This window comes from Pseudomonas maumuensis (assembly GCF_019139675.1).
Classification (GTDB): domain Bacteria; phylum Pseudomonadota; class Gammaproteobacteria; order Pseudomonadales; family Pseudomonadaceae; genus Aquipseudomonas; species Aquipseudomonas maumuensis.
In genome coordinates, this window is the sequence record NZ_CP077077.1 from 2,348,456 (window position 1) to 2,363,892 (window position 15,437).

The following is a 15,437-nucleotide window of genomic DNA, read 5'->3' on the forward strand; positions in this document are numbered from 1 at the left end:
ATCCCTTTGCTGGTGGTGGCGCTCATGCCTGGTCAGCCTGGTAGGGCCGGGGGAAGAAGTCCGCTACCCGCAGGTGCGGTTGGGCCGCGCAGTCGTGGTGGATGGCCCTGGCCACGGCGAGGTCGAGCACGCCCATGCCGAAGGGCGAGAAAATCCGCGGCCGAGTCCGATCCGGGGTGATCTGGCCGCGCAATGCCTGGCTGATGTCACCGGCGATGAAGCGCTGGTGGCCGGCCTGGCGCCAGGCCAACTCCAGGGAGGTGGCGGCCTTGAGGCAGTGGCCGACGTCGTCGGCGAGGTTCTGCGCTGCCAGCATCACCCCAGGGGCCAGGTCGCGCAGTGATAGGTGCAGCACGGTGGGGGCGTGCTCGAACCAGGCGCTCTGGTCGATGCCCGGGCGCACCGCCGAGGTGGCGAACAGCAGCAGGTCGCTGTCGCGCACGCACCGCTCCAGCGGCCGCACCTGGGCAGGCAGGCCCACGGCCTGGCAGTGTTGGCGCAGGCGCTCGGCGCGCGCAGGGTCCAGATCGCACAGATGGATCTGCTCCAGCGCCCAGCCCGCCTGCTGCAGCAGACGCAGCGTGCGCCAGGCGATCGGCCCGCAGCCGACCACGCCGAACGCGGCGCTATGCCCAGGCGTGGGGTGCAGGCAGCGCGCCCCGAGCACCGCCGAGGCCGCGGTGCGCGCAGCGCTGATCAGGCTGCCTTCGAGGCAGGCCAGTGGATAGCCGGTGTGACGGTCGTTGAGGATGATCAGCGCGGAGGCGCGGTCCAGACCGTGGTGGGTGTTCTCCGGGAAGCTGGCGATCCATTTCAGGCCGGCGATCGGCTGCGCATCGTCGAGCACCGCGGGCAACGCAATGATGCGGTTGCGGTCGCTGTCGGCGAACCGCAGGAAGTGGCTGTCGGGGTTGCCGGCACGGCCTTCGGCGGCGTCCAGGTAGGCCTGGGCGACCAGTTCCAGCAGGCGCCCGGGATTGGCCTGCAGCCAGGCTTCGATGGGCTCGGCACCGAGCAGCGACAGGGCGGGCGGGTGGTGCTTGTCCATGGGTTTCTCCGGGTGGCTCAGGCGCATGATTCGGCGGCCGCGACGGGCTGCCCGGCCTGCAGGTGGGGAAAGTGGCGGTGGACCCACTCGGGGTTGTAGAGGGTGTCGACGTAGCGGTCGCCGAGGTCAGGGGCGATCGCCACCACGCAGGCGCCGGGGGCGATATGCCGGGCATGGCGGCGCACGCCGGCCAGCACCGTGCCCGAGGAGCCGCCGAGCAGGATGCCGCGCCGAGCCAGGTCGTGGCACAGGGTCACGGCCTCTGCCTCGGGCACCATCAGCAACTGGTGGTGGTGGCAGTGATGGCGGATCTGCGGCGCCTGGCTGGTACCCAGGCCGGGGATATGGCGCGGCCCCGAGGGTTGGCCGAAGGTCACCGAGCCGACGCTGTCGACCGCGATCACCTGGGTCTGCGGCGAATGCTCGCGCAGGTAGCGCGAGACCCCGGCCAGGGTGCCGGTGGTGCCGGCGCCGACGAACACCAGGTCGGGTTGGGGAAATTGCCGCAGGATCGCCGGCCCGGTGCTGAGCATGTGCGCCTCGACGTTGTTGATGTTGCCGTACTGGTTGGTCCAGACCAGGTTCGGGTCTTCGCCGAGCATGCGTTCGATCAGGCCGATGCGGCTGCCGAGGAAGCCGCCGTTGCGGTCACGCTGCTCGACTATCACCAGCCGCGCGCCATAGGCGCGGATCAGCTTGGCGGTCTGCGGCGAGATGTTCGGATCGCTGATGCAGATGAACGGGTAGCCCTTGCTGGCGCAGACCATTGCCAGGGCCAGGCCGAGGTTGCCCGAGGAGCTTTCCACCAGGGCTTTGCCGGGCCCCAGGCGGCCTTCGAGCTCGAGCCGCTCGACCATGCGCAGAGCTGGCTTGACCTTGATCGAGCCGCTGAGGGAAAACCCTTCGAGCTTGACGAACACCGGTGCCTGGGGGAGGACTTCGTGCAGCTCCAGGAACACGTCGTCGAACACCAGGTCGGCGGGAGAGGAAATCACCATGTAAGCGTCCTTGCGAGGGTCAGTGGGAGGTGTCGCTCACCGTGTCCTGGCTGCGTAGCAGCAGGTTCACGGTGGCTTCCACGGTGGGGTGGTCGAACAGGTCCTCGAGGCTCAACTCGATGCCGAAGCGCTGATGGATGCGCGCATTGAGCTGGGTCGCCAGCAGCGAATGGCCGCCGAGGTCGAAGAAGTCCTCGGTGACGCCGATCCGCTCGATGCCCAGCAGCTCCGACCAGAAACCGGCGATCTCGCGTTCCAGTTCATTGCGCGGCAACACCTCGGGCAGCGCCGTGTCACCGGCGCTGTGGGTCGGCGCTTGTCCAGCCACGGCCTGGCGCGGTGCGTCGATCCAGTGCCGGCTGCGCTCGAACGGATAGCCCGGCAGCACTACGCGCTGGCCCTGGCCATCGTGCAGGGCGTCCAGTTCGACGGCGACGCCGCGGATCCAGAGCTGTCCGGCCAGGTCGAGCAGTCGCTGGTGCAGGCTCGCCTGGGCGCTGTCCAAACAGGCGGCGCAGGGCTGTGGCCAGGGCAGTGCCGCGGCATCCACCAGGCAATGCCCCGGCGCTTTGGCCAGGCGCGCCAGGCTGGCGTCGAACTGCGCGCTGTCGCGCGGTTGGCGCCAGTAGTCGGCATCGAGCAGGCGCGCGGGGTTCACCGGCTTGCCATCGAGGCTCGACAGCCACGGAGCGGTTTGCTCGCCACCGGCATCGCTCACCGCGCTGGCTTGCCCGGCGAGCAGGCGCGCCGCGTCGTCCAGGGTCAGGCGCCCGGCCTGGCAGGCCATCGCCAGTTCGCCCAGGCCGTCGCACAGCACCAGGTGCGGGCGCAGGCCCCAGGCATGCCACAACCCGGCCAGGGCGTGCAAGGCGGCGAAGCCACGCTGCGCCGGGCCGTGGTCGGGGCCGAGGGCTTTGGTGCTGGCGGCGAGGGCGCTGGCAACCGGGCGGCAGTGGCTGGCCAGTGCCGCGACGCCTTCGGCCAAGCCGGGACCGTCGCGCAGCACCAGCACCAGGTCGGCTGGCGGGGGTGCGGCCAGGCGTGCAGGCGTGCCTTCGCGCAGGCGGGCGAGCAGCTCGGCGCTGTCGCTTACCACCAGCGCCAGGCGCTGCACCTGCTGGCTGCGCCGGTTGGCGGTGTGGCAGATATCCGCCAGCGCAGCTGCGGGGTGACGCTCCAGCCAGTCGGCCAGTTGCGCCTGCTTGCGCGCCACGGCGGCGGCCGACTTGGCCGACAGGGTCAGCAGCCGTGGGCCCACGCTGGCTTGGCTGGCGGGGCGCGGCGGCGCGGCTTGCAGCAGCACATGGGCGTTGGTGCCGCCGATACCGAACGAGCTGACCGCCGCCCGCGCGATGCGATCGGCCGCCGGCCACGGGCGCAACTGGGCATTGACCTGCAGGCCATCGAGGCTGGCTTTGTCGGTGAGTTGGGTGAAGTGCAGCGAGGCGGGAATCTGCCGTTGCTGCAGGCACAGCACGGCCTTGATCAAGCCGGCGGCGCCGGCGGCGTAATTGAGGTGGCCGAGGTTGCTCTTCAGCGAACCCAGGTAGCACGGCGCGTCGCTGGGGCGTGGCTGGCCGCCGTACACCTCGTCGAGGGCGGTCAGCTCGATCGGGTCGCCGAGCGCGGTGCCGGTGCCGTGGCACTCGATGTAGCCGACCTCGGCCGCCTGCAGGCCGGCCATGGCCAGGGCCCGGCGCAGTACGGCGGCCTGTCCGTCGATGCTCGGGGCGGTGTAGCCGACCTTGCGTGCGCCATCGTTGTTGATCGCCGAGCCGCGGATGATCGCCTCGATAGGGTCGTTGTCGCGCAGCGCGTCCTCATAGCGCTTGAGCAGCACCAGGGCGACGCCCTGGCCGGCCACTGTACCGCGGGCTTGCTGGTCGAAGGGGCGGCAATGGCCGTCCGGCGACAGGATGCTGTCGGGACGATGCAGATAGCCTTGCTGCTCGGCGGCCTGTACCGAGGCGCCACCGGCCAGGGCCATGTCGCATTCGTGCAGCAGCAGGCTGCGGCAGGCCTGGTGGATCGCCACCAGGGAGGTGGAGCAGGCGGTGGCGATATCCAGCGCCGGGCCGCGCAGGTTGAGCTTGTAGGCGATCTGCGTGGCATTGCCGCTGTTGGCGTAGAGCAGTTGCACCGGGTCGGTGCCGGCCATGGCCTGGGCATTGGGTAGCAGGTTGTTGACGAAGTAGCTGCTGGCATCGGCGCCGACGAACACACCGGTCTCGCGGCCGTTGCGCTCCGGCGCCAGGCCGGCGCGCTCGAAGGCGTGCCAGGCGGTCTCCAGCAACAGGCGCTGCTGCGGGTCCATCAGGCTGGCGTCGCGCGGCGAGAAGCCGAAGAAACCGGCGTCGAACAGTTGCCGGCCCGGCAGCGCCACGCCGGCCCTGACGAAGTGCGGATCGGCCAGGCGCTCGGCCTGTACGCCGCGTTCGCGCAACTGCTCGTCGCTGTACGACTCGATGGCTTCCTGGCCCTCGGCCAGGGCCTGCCAGAACTGTTCGGGGCTGTCGGCGAAGGGCAGGCGGCAGGCCATGCCGATGATGGCGACGGCGTTATCCAGAGAGGGGGTCATCGCTGCGTTCCTCGTTCAGGTGGTCAGGCGCGCACGGCGTGCGCTGAAGGCTGCGGCGCGGCGCTGTTCGTCGTGGTCGGGCCGGGCCTGGCTGGCGGCGCCGTCGAGAAAGCGCGCCATGCTGCGCAGTGTGGGGTGGCGGAACACCTCCACCACCGGCAGTTCGCGGGCGAAGGCCAGGCTGATGTGCTGCTGCAACTGCATGGCCAGCAACGAGTCGCCGCCGCACTCGAAGAAGTTGTCCTCGGCGTCGATCTCGGCATGGCCGAGCAGCGCGCTCCAGATCTGTTGCAGGCGCTGCTCGCTGGGGTTGCTGAAGCTGCGTGGCGGCGCACTGATGCTGCCTGGCGCTGGCAGCCGAGTGCTGTCGATCTTGCCGTTGCGGTTGAGCTCGAACGCCTCGACGGCGATCAACCGCGCCGGCAGCATGTACCCCGGCAGCTGGCTGGCCAGGGCCTGGCGCAGCGTTGGGGCGTCGGTGGTGCCGCTGAAGTACAGCAGCAGGCCCTGGCCACCGACGGCGTAGCACTGCTCGACACCGGCGCACTGGCGGGCGGCGTTTTCCAGCTCGCCGAGGTTGACCCGGTAGCCATTGACCTTGATCGTGCGGTCGATCCGACCGCAATAGCCGAGGCTGCCGTCGCTTTGCCAGCGCACGGCATCGCCGGTGCGGTAGAGACGCCGCGGGCCCAGGCCGTCGCCTGGATCGAGGGTGACGAAGGCGGCCTCGCTGCGCGCCGGGTCGTTCAGGTAGCCACGCGCCAGGCCCAGGCCGCCGAGGTACAGCTCGCCGACCTGATCGATGGCGGCAGGCAGGCCGCGTTCGTCCAGGACATGGGCGCTGGTGCCGCGGATCGGTCGGCCGATGGCGATGGCACCGCCCTCGCGTGCCAGGTACTCGCGGTCCAGGGGCTGGAAGGTGCTGAAGGTGGTGTTCTCGGTCGGCCCATAGACGTTGTACACCTGTTGCGGGCAGCCTTCGGCGCAGGCCAGCAGCCGGTCGACGCTCAGCGGGTCCATCACTTCGCCGCCGATCATCAGGTAGCGCAGGCCGCGGAACATCGCAGCGTGGCCGGCGGCGACATGGCGGTCGAACAAGCGCGTGGTGATGAACAGCACGCTCACTGCCTGTTCGTGCAGGTAGCGGGCCAGCGCTGGGCTGTCGAGGGCGCAACCCAGCGGCGCCAGCGCCAGGGTGGCACCGTTGAGCAGCGCCCCCCAGATCTCGAAGGTGGCTGCGTCGAAGCTCAGGGTGGCCAGCTGGCCGAGCACGTCGCCGGGGCCGATGCGCACATAGTCGGCTTCCACCACCAGGCGCAGGATGCCGGCCTGCTCGACCATCACGCCTTTCGGCTGGCCGGTGGAGCCGGAGGTGTACATCACGTAGGCGAGGGCATTGGCGTCCGCTGGCGGCAACGCTTGGGCCGGCGCCTGCAGCAGTGGCGCCTCGTCGATGACCCGTGCCGGCAGGTTGAGCGCAGCATGGCTTTCCAGCGCCATGACCGCGCCGGCCAGCAGCGCCGGGCGGGCGTCATCGAGCAACTGGCGCAGGCGCGCGGTGGGGTAGCCAGGGTCCAGCGGCAGGTAGCTGGCACCGGCCTTGAGCACTGCCAGCAAGGTGGCGATGGTGGCCATGCCGGGTGCGGTGAACACGCCGATGCGCTGCCCGGCCAGGCTCGCGCCATGGCTAGCCAGCAGCGCCAGGGCGAGATTGTCCGACCAGCGATCGAGCTCGGCGTAGCTCAGTGCCTGACCGGTGCCGCGCAAGGCCGGACGCTGGCCATGGCGGGCGACGATCTCGGCGAAGCGCTGCAGCATGCCGCCGCCTGCGGCCTGGTCGGCCCGGCCTTGCCAGGCCACGGGCGGGTACAAGGCCTGCAACGCCGTGCGCAGGGCGCGGTCCGGGGCTACTTCGGCGAGGTCGCACAGGGCCTGGCGCAGGTACAGGGCGAAGCGTTGCGCCGAGGCGTCGCACCACTGCTCGCAACGGTGTACCAGCTCGATGCGCAGCGCGCCGCTGTGGGGGTCGATGCCGGTCTGGTTGACCAGGGTGAAGTTGGTCTGCTCGTGGCAGTGCCCGGGGCTGACCTGCAGGTGGCGCAGGTGCCGCAGGCGGTCGAAGACATGGAAGTGGACGAAGTTGAACAGGCTGTCGAACAGCGCGCCGCCGCGTTCGCGAAGGATTTCCCGCAGCGGGTACTGGGCGGCGTCGCCGAGCCCGGCGCGGTAGTCGCGCAGACGATGCACCAACTGACGTGGCGGTTCGTCGGCGCTGAGGGCGACCACGCAGGGGGTGGTGTTGAGGAACAGGCCAAGCATGCGCTGGCCTTCGTCCTCCACCAGTCGCCCGTGGGAGGGCATGCCGCAGGCGACCCGGCGGCGCCCGGTGAAACGGCTCAAGGCCTGCAGGTGGGCGGCCAGCAGTACCAGGTCGAGGCTCACCCCAAGATTGCGGGCAGTGTCGCGCAGGGCTGTGTCCAGGGCGGCGTCCAGCGGCACTTCGAGACGCCGCAGGTGACCCTCCGCGTGGCGCGGGGCCTCGGCCAGCAGGGTAGGCTCCAGGCCGTCGCAGGTGGCTTGCCAGAACGCACCCAGTTCGGCCTGTGTACGCCAGCGGCGTTCGCGAGCCACATAGGCGCTGAAGTCCAGTGCCGAGGCCGCAGCCTGCGCCGCTTCGCCCTGCAGGCGGCGGTCGAGGTTGTCCAGCACGGTGGTAAACAGGCGCGCCACGCTCCAGCCGTCGAGGATGGCGTGGTGGCAGGTCAGGGTCAGGTACCAGCCGCCATGCAGGGCATGTGCGGTGACCCGCCACAACGGTGCCTGCTCGCCGTTCAGCGGGCGTTGCAGCTCGTCACGGTGGAACGCTTCCAGCCAGCGTTCCTGGGCGGCCGGCTCAAGCGCGCGCAGGTCTTGCACTTGCAGCGGCAGCGGCAGTTGCGCGCATACCCGCTGCCAGTGGCCCTGGGCGCTGGCGGCGAACAACGTGCGCAGCACTGCGTGGCTGCGCATCAGCGCCTGCAGCTCGTCGCGCAGGGCCGCTTCGTCGAACGGGCCACGCACGCGGCAGGACATGATGTCCAGGTAGGTGGCCGCCTGTTCGACCTGGGAATGGAACAGCATGCCTTCCTGCAATGCGGTCAGCGGGTATCCATCCTGGTCGCCGGCCTGGCGCCCGAGCGCAGCGCGTTCGGGGTCGAGCAGGGCGAACGGCGCACTGCTGGCGGCAGAGTGTGCCTGCCAGGGCGCCAGTTCGGCGGCGAGGGCCGCCAGGGTCGGGTGGCGGTACAGTTGGCGTGGGCTGAAGGTATAGCCCGCCGCGCGCGCCAGGCGTTGGACATCGAGGATGCGCAGCGAGTCGCCGCCGCAGGCGAAGAAGTCGTCGTCGGCGCAGATCTGCGGCAGTTCCAGCACCTCGCGCCAGATCCCGGCAAGCAACGTTTCGCGCTCACCGGCCGGTGCCCGGCCTGGCTCGGCACGCTCCGCCGCCAGTGGCGCCAGGGCGCGCAGGGCGGCGATGTCGACCTTGCCGTTGGCCGTCAGCGGCAGGCGTTCGACCTGGCGCAGTTGCTGGGGCTGCATGTGCGCCGGCAGGTGTTCGCGCAGGTGGGCCTGGACGCTGGCCAGGGGCAATGGCCGGGTGGCGCTGAACCAGGCCTGCAGCACGCCGCGGCGCGCGTCGTGGCGCACCACCGCGTCTTCGATCTCCGGCAGGCGCAGTAGCGCGGCCTGGATATCGCCCAGTTCGATGCGGAAACCGCGCACTTTGACCTGGTGGTCGTTGCGCCCCTGGTACTCCAGCGTGCCGTCCTCCCGCCAGCGGCCGAGGTCGCCGCTGCGGTATAGGCGCAGGCCATGCCGTTCGACAAAGGCACGGGCGCTGAGTGCCGGTTGATTGAGGTAGCCCCGCGCCAGCCCGGCGCCGGCGATGTGCAGCTCGCCGGTGACACCTGGCGGGCAGAGCTGGCCGTGGGCATCGAGTACCAGCACGGCGAGGTCGGACAGTGGCCGACCGATGCCGTTGCCGGCCAGCCCGTCGCGGCGCACCACGTCATGGGTGACGTGTACGGTGGTCTCGGTGATGCCGTACATGTTGCTAAGGCGCACCCGCTCGCCGTACTTGTCGAACCACGGCGCCAATGCCCCGGCCTGCAACGCCTCGCCGCCGAAGATCACCTGACGCAGGGGCAGGTGGCCGGGGTGGCGCAGGTCTTCGGCAAGCAACCGGACGAACGCGCTCGGGGTCTGGTTGAGCACGGTCACGCCATGTTCCAGCAGCAGCGCGCGCAGCGCCTCGGGATCGCGACTGGCCGGCTGTGGCACGATCACCAGGCGTGCGCCGTGCAGCAGCGCGCCCCAGATTTCCCATACCGAGAAGTCGAAGGCGTAGGAGTGGAACAGGCACCAGCTGTCGTGCTCGTCGAACTCGAACAGCGCACGGCTGCTGGTGAACAAGCGCATCACGTTGTGATGGCTGAGCATCGCCCCCTTGGGTGTGCCCGTGGAACCGGAGGTATGGATCACGTAGGCCAGTTGCGTCGGGGCGATGCGCGGGAGCGGCAGGTCGTCGTGCGCGTCGTCGTCCGTGTCGTCGAGCGACACCGCCGCTATGCCTCGCAGCCCACTGCGCGCCAGGGCCGCGTCTTGGGCCACCAGCAAGCTCAGGGCGCTGTCCTGGCACACCGCGACCAGGCGCGCATGGGGGTAGTCCGGGTCCAACGGGACATAGGCGGCTCCGGCCTTGAGAATACCCAGCATGCCCACCAGCAGTTCGATGCCACGGTCGGCGCAGAGGCCGACCAGGGTGTCGGCCGCCAGTGCCTGGCCGTGCAGTTGCCGGTAGCGTCGACGCAGGCGCCGGGCCAGACGGTCGCTGGCGCGGTGCAGCGCGGCGTAGCTCAGGCGCCGGTGAGCGTCCTCCAGCGCGATTCGCTTAGGCATGCGCCCAGCCACCTCGGCAAACGCCTCGACCAGCGAAGCGCTTGGCGTGCTTGCCAGCATCCGCGCGGGCTGCAACAACGCCTGGCGCTGTTCGGCGCGCAGCAGTTGCAGGTCGCGCAGTGGCACGTCGGTCTCCAGCAGTTGTTCCAGCAGGTACTGGTAATGCTCGCCCAGGCGGGCCATGCGCGCGGCGGCGAAGCGCCCAGGGTCATACTCCAGGGTGGCGCGCAGCCCGCCGTGGTGGCGGCGCAACGACAGGAACAGCGGGTAGCGGGCGAGGCCGTCGTGAACCTCGACGAAGCGTGCCTGCACGTCGTCCAGCGCCAGGGTGTGCTGTTCGTTGGCGTTCTGCAGGGTAAAGACCGCCTGCATCCAGGGATGCACGCGCCCGTCGCCGGCGACCTCGCCCATCGCTTCCAGCGGTACGCCCTGGCAGGCCTGGGCCTGGCGCGCGAGTTGGGTGACCTGGGCGAGCAACTGGCCGAAGCTGGCTTGCTCGTCGAGGCGCAGGCGCAGCGGCAGGGTGCTGGTGAACAGCCCGAGCAGCTGATCGTTGCCGGCGCCACGGTTGGCCGATGGCACGCTGATAACCAGGTCGCGGGTGTTGCAATAGCGGCCCAGCAATACTGCATAGGCGGCGTACAGCACGCAGAACAGTGACGTTCCGCGCGCCGTGCTGTGCCGTTCCAGGCGCGCGAGCAACGCTGGCGGCAGGTCGAAATGACAGTGGGCGCCGTCGTCGTCCCCGACCTGCTCCAGGCCACTGTCGCGGGGCAGGTCGAGGCCCTCGTAGCCGCTCAGCAGCTCGCGCCAGAAAGCCACCGCCCGCAGGCCATCGGCGCCGTCCAGCCAGGCCTGCTGCTCGGCGAGGGCCTCGGCGTAGTGCTGATCGACGGTAACGGCGGCCAGTGGCTGGCCGCGGCGGCGGGCGTTGTAGGCCTGGCTCAACTGCTGGCGCAACAGGTCGAACGACCAGCCGTCGGCCAGCAGGTGTGGCAGCTGCAGCAACAGGACGTGCTGCTGGGTACCCAGACGCAGCAGACGCAGGCGGTACAGCGGTGCGCGATCGAGCGGTAGCGGTGCACGCAGGGCCCGGTGCAGCAGTTCGGGCAGTTGCTCGGGGGCCACGTCGACCGGCACCAGCGCTGGTGCGGCGACCGCGTCGTGGACCTGCCACAGCCCCTCGGCGTTGGCCTCGATGCGCATGTGCAGTTGGCGATGGCGTGCCGCGACCTGCTGCCAGGCCCATTGCAGGGCGGCGACATCCAGTGGCCCGTCGAGGTGCTGCACCACGCTCAGGTTGAACCGTTGCGGCCCACCTTCGTCGTAGCGGTCGCTGAAATACAGTTGGCGTTGCGTGGCGGACAGCGGCAAACGCTCGGCCACGCTAGTGGGTTTGGCCGCTACGGTGCGTTGCCCGGCGGTGTCCAGGTGAGCGGCCAGTTGCGCCACGCTGGTGTGACGCAGCAGGTCGGCCAGGCTCAGGCGTACGCCGAACTGCTGGTCGATGCTCACCAGCAGTTGCGCGGCCAGCAAGGAATGACCGCCGAGTTCGAAGAAGGATTGTTCGGCACCGACCTGCGGCAGCTCGAGCAGCGTCTGCCAGATCGCCGCCAGGCGTACCTGGGTTGGCCCCTGCGGCATCACCTGGGCCACCAGGTCGCTGCGTGGCGGGCGCTGCAGGGCCTGGCGATCGACCTTGCCGTTGAGCGAGCGCGGCAGACGCGCCAGGCATTCGAAACGCTGCGGCACCATGTAGGCGGGCAGCCGCTCCAGCAACGCCGCGCGCCATGCGGCCGGGTCGCCGTGGCCAGTGTCGCGGGGCACCACATGGGCGCTCAGTTCGGTCTGGCCGTCGCTGTCCCAGGCCAGCACCACGGCCTGGCGGATGCCGGGCAACTGGTGCAGCGCATGCTCGACCTCGCCCAGTTCGATGCGGTGGCCGCGCACCTTGACCTGGAAATCCAGGCGCCCGTGGTAGACCAGTCGGCCATGGTCGTCCCAGCTCACCCGGTCGCCGGTGCGGTACAGGCGCGCCGGCTGGCCTTCCAGGCCAAGCGGGTCGAGCAGCGGGAAGCGTTCGGCGTCGAGCGCCGCGCGCCGGTGATAACCCTCGGCCAGGCCGGCGCCGCCGATGTACAGTTCGCCACTGGCGCCCCAGGGCAGCGCCTGCCCGTGGTCATCGAGCACATAGCAGCGGGTGGCGCCGACCGGGCGGCCGATCAGGGCATGCTGGCCAGCGTCGGTGAGGCGCTGGCGCGTCGACCAGATGGTGGTTTCGGTGGGCCCGTAGACTTGCACCACGTGGGGCGCGCAACCGAGCAGGTAAGCGGCCAGATTGCCCGACAGCGCCTCGCCGCCGCACAGCAGGCGTACCCGTTCGGGGGCGGCGGGACGCCAGCCGGCCAGGGCCAGCAGCGACCAGAACGAGGGCGTGCCCTGCAACAACGTGGGGCGCAGTTCATCGAGGGTGTGGGCCAGGGTCGCCGGTTCGCGCAGTTGCTCGTCGATCAGTTGCAGGCGGGCGCCGCAGGTCAGCGCGCCGAAGAGTTCCAGGGCGAAGATGTCGAAGCCGATCGCGGTGGCCCCAAGAACCCGGTCCTGGGCGTCCAGGCCCAGGTCGGCGACGAAATCGGCGACCAGGTTGCCCAGGGCGCCATGGGCGATGCGCACGCCCTTGGGCTTGCCGGTGGAGCCGGAGGTGTAGATCAGGTACGCCAGCTGTTCGGCCCTGGGCGCCTGCAAGGTCACCGGGTGGGGCGTGGCGCGGGCGGGCTGGGGCGAGTGGCACAGCTGGCGCACGTCGATGGGCAGCGCCTGATCGGTGATCAGCAGGTCCATGGCGCTGTCGGCGACGATCTCGCGCAGACGCTCCAGGGGCATGTCCGGGTCGATCGGCACGTAGGCGGCGCTCTTGCCCAGTACCGCGAGCATGGCGATCACGGCCTGGTCCTTGCGCCGCAGGTGGACGCCGATGCATGCCGCCGTGGCTTGCTCGCCAAGGCGCTCGGCCAGGGCCGAGGCGGCGCTGGCCAACTGGCGATAGCCGAGGGTGACCTGACCGTATTGCAGGGCCGGAGCTTCGGGTTGGCGCTGCACCTGGTCGAGGAAGCGCTGCATCACACCGTCCTGGCCAATGGCGTGGCTGCCGGATTCGCCGGCGAAGCCCTGCAGCCGCGTGGCCATGGTCGGGGGCAACAGCCAGCGCGCGTCGAGTGGCGCCTCGGGGTGCTCCAGGGCCTGTGCCAGCAGGTGCGCCAGGCTCGCACCCAGGCGCTCGACGAAGGCTGTGCTGAAGCGCTCGAGTGGGTAGTCCAGGCGCAGGCGGATACGCTGCGCCTCGACTTGATAAGCGACCACCAGGTCGCCGACCACCTGGCGCCGCCCCAGGCCATGGGGCGTCAGGATCGCCTCGCCAAGAAGCAGTTGGTCGTCGCCGAAGTAGGCCTCGACCAGGCTGACATTGAATGGCCGCTCGACGCTCAGGCCCTGCGCGCGCAGATGTCGCATCACCTCGGTGAGGGTGAAGCGGGCGTGACCACGCGCGGCCTTGCGCTCGTCACGCAGTGCGCCGACCAGGGTCTGCAGACTGTCGCCAGGGTTGATCTCGACCGGCAACGGGTAGTTGTTGATGTGGCAGCCGAGCACCCGGCGGGTGCCGGCACGACGTTCATCCACCGGATAGTTCAGTACCAGCGAACGGGCGCCACTGTAGCCATGCAGCACTTCGGCCAGTGCTGCGGCGAGCACCACGAACGGCGTGGCGCCCTGGCTGCGGGCATAACGGCGCAGGGTACGGGTCAGCGTTTCATCCAGGTCGAAGTAGTGCGAGGCGCCGAGCCCGTGCGCTACCCCTTGGGCGTCGCGCTGGCGCGGCAGCTCGACGTTCAGTGCCCGGCCGGCCAGGCGCGCGCACCAGTGGCCGACATCGGCGTCGTCATTGGCGCTGGCGTCCAGCGGCCTGGCCAGGGGTTCCGGCAGTGGCAGTGGCCGGTCTTCGCGCTGGCACTGGTAGCTGTCGGCCAGCACCTGGACGAACTGCAGGGCCGAAGTGGCGTCGGCGATGATGTGGTGAAAGTTCAGCACCAGGCGCTGTTGGCCGCCCTGGCGCAGCAGTTCGAAGCGAAACAGCGGGCCTGCCTGCAGATCGAACGCATGGGCCAGGACTTGGTCGATGGCCGTGTCCAGGGCCTGGTCGCTGGCCACCTCACGTACCGCGAGGACGTCGGTCAGGGGCTGCCCGGGCATTTGCCAGAGCGTCTCGCCGCGCAGTTCGAAACGTCCCAGGCAGGCGCTGTAGTAATGGTTGACGAAGTGCGCCAGGGCCGTGTTCAGCGCCGGCAGATCGAGCTCGCCGGCGATCCGGTAGACCAGCGGGGTGTTGTACAGGGTGCTGTCGGGGGCCAGTTGCCACTCGAGGAAGAACCGGCGTTGGTACGGATTGGCGCGGACCTCAATCATGGTGCCTCTCCTTCAGACGGATCCGCACCGGACGGTTCATGGCCAGGGCGAAGTGGAAGTGGTGTTCGAGGGGCTCGTCGCTGACTTCCCAATCGCCGGCGCGTACCAGTTCGGCCAGCAGCACCTTGAGCGAGTAGCGCGAGAACATCTGCCCGGTGCAGTTGTTGGGTCCGCTGGAATAGGCCAGGAACGGTTGGCGATAACGCTCCGGGTCTTCCTGGAAGCGCTCGGGGCGGAAACGTGCGGCGTCCTCGCCCCACAGCTCGGGCAGGCGCAGCACGTGGTAGATGTCGGCCACCAGCTCGCTGCCCTGGCGAATGAAATGGCCGTTGAGCAGCAGGTCGCGGCTGGCCGCGCGGAACAGGAACGGCTGCGCCGGGTGCAGGCGCAGCACTTCGTGGACACAGGCGTGGAGCAGGGTGTCGTCGCGGCGAATATACGCGCTGTAGTCCTGGCCTTGCGTTTGCAGCTCCTCGCGCAGGGCCTGTCGGTAGTGGCGATGGCGGCCCAGCTCGTCGACCAGGGCGAGGAACGACGGGAACGGCGCGACATAGCCGGCGAGCACCGCGCCATTGAGGCCGGTGGCGAACGCCTCGTCCTGCTGCGACTGGTAATGCTGGTCGATGTAGGCGTTGAGGCGGTGCGTGTAGTCGGTGCTGTTGAGCAGCCCCGGGTCGTTGCCGATGCGCGCCACCAGCTGGCGCTTGAGTTCGTCGAAACGGCGGTTGAAGTGCGCCGGCTTGTGGTAGGCGAACGCTTGGCCGAGCAGGTCGACTTGCTCCTCGAGCATGCGCCCCACGCCCTCCACCGGGCCTTGCAGGTCCATCACCGAGCGCAGGTACACCTCGGCCGTGAACTCGCTCAGCTCGGGGTTCACCAGCAGGATCGGAGCGCCTTCCCACCAGCCCCGCACTCGCTGCTCGCTGAGGCTGCGCATGGTCTGGATGAAGCGTTCGGGGCCGCTGACCAGGTGGGCGATGATGTTGCGCTTCTGCTTGGCGTCCTGGCGTTCCTTGCTCAGGCGCATACGCCCCAGGGCGTCGGCGATCACCAGAAATTGCCGACCGTCGCCGACCAGCTCGCCTTGACCCATCCGCGGGTGATGCATCAGCCCGCGGATCTCCGCGACGCCGATCAGTACGTGGTAATCGCCGGCGAAGGTCGGCAGGCGCAGGTAGCGCCGCCAACTGCCATCGGCGCGGCGCGCCAGTTGGCCGATGTAGTGATAGGGGCGGGTGCGGTCGCGCAGCACCCGCGAGTTGCGCCAGCGCCGCGGCAGCAGCCAGGGCGCGGCGAGCACGTCGAGCACACGGTGCAGGCGGCTTTGCAGGGGCGTGGCGGCGACCAGGGTGAAGGGATGGCCGGCGTGGTTGTGCAGTGAACGGTTGTCGAGCGCTTCCATGGCATACCTGCT

The 15,437-nt window shown here is 69.9% G+C and carries 5 protein-coding genes; all 5 read right to left on the reverse strand.

The features are described 5' to 3' along the window. Positions 1 to 22: 22 nt before the first annotated feature. From sbnB to KSS90_RS10825, 5 genes are read right to left on the reverse strand one after another with little or no spacing between them, the layout of a single operon-like run. A complete protein-coding gene (gene sbnB / locus KSS90_RS10805) occupies positions 23 to 1,048 on the reverse strand; it encodes a 2,3-diaminopropionate biosynthesis protein SbnB (protein ID WP_217869366.1) in 1,026 nt (341 codons plus the stop codon). A gap of 17 nt (positions 1,049 to 1,065) precedes the next feature. Next, a complete protein-coding gene (gene sbnA / locus KSS90_RS10810) occupies positions 1,066 to 2,046 on the reverse strand; it encodes a 2,3-diaminopropionate biosynthesis protein SbnA (protein WP_217869367.1) in 981 nt (326 codons plus the stop codon). A gap of 19 nt (positions 2,047 to 2,065) precedes the next feature. After that, positions 2,066 to 4,624 carry a type I polyketide synthase gene (locus KSS90_RS10815; protein ID WP_217869368.1) on the reverse strand — a complete coding sequence of 853 codons (2,559 nt, stop codon included), beginning with the start codon at positions 4,622 to 4,624 and terminating at the stop codon, positions 2,066 to 2,068. A 15-nt stretch (positions 4,625 to 4,639) separates the two neighbouring features. Then, on the reverse strand, positions 4,640 to 14,023 hold the full coding sequence (locus tag KSS90_RS10820) for a non-ribosomal peptide synthetase (RefSeq protein ID WP_217869369.1): 9,384 nt from the start codon (positions 14,021 to 14,023) through the stop codon (positions 4,640 to 4,642). Further along, entirely contained in the window at positions 14,016 to 15,425 is a 1,410-nt protein-coding gene (locus tag KSS90_RS10825) for a cytochrome P450 (protein WP_217869370.1), read from the reverse strand. The genes KSS90_RS10820 and KSS90_RS10825 overlap by 8 nt, the downstream gene beginning before the upstream one ends. Between the last annotated feature and the right edge of the window lie 12 nt (positions 15,426 to 15,437).

Coding starts and splice junctions, on each gene's coding strand:
- sbnB (WP_217869366.1), bottom strand. CDS start 1,048: ATGGACAAGCACCACCCGCCCGCCCTGTCGCTGCTCGGTGCCGAGCCC.
- KSS90_RS10815 (WP_217869368.1), bottom strand. CDS start 4,624: ATGACCCCCTCTCTGGATAACGCCGTCGCCATCATCGGCATGGCCTGC.
- KSS90_RS10820 (WP_217869369.1), bottom strand. CDS start 14,023: ATGATTGAGGTCCGCGCCAATCCGTACCAACGCCGGTTCTTCCTCGAG.
- sbnA (WP_217869367.1), bottom strand. CDS start 2,046: ATGGTGATTTCCTCTCCCGCCGACCTGGTGTTCGACGACGTGTTCCTG.
- KSS90_RS10825 (WP_217869370.1), bottom strand. CDS start 15,425: ATGGAAGCGCTCGACAACCGTTCACTGCACAACCACGCCGGCCATCCC.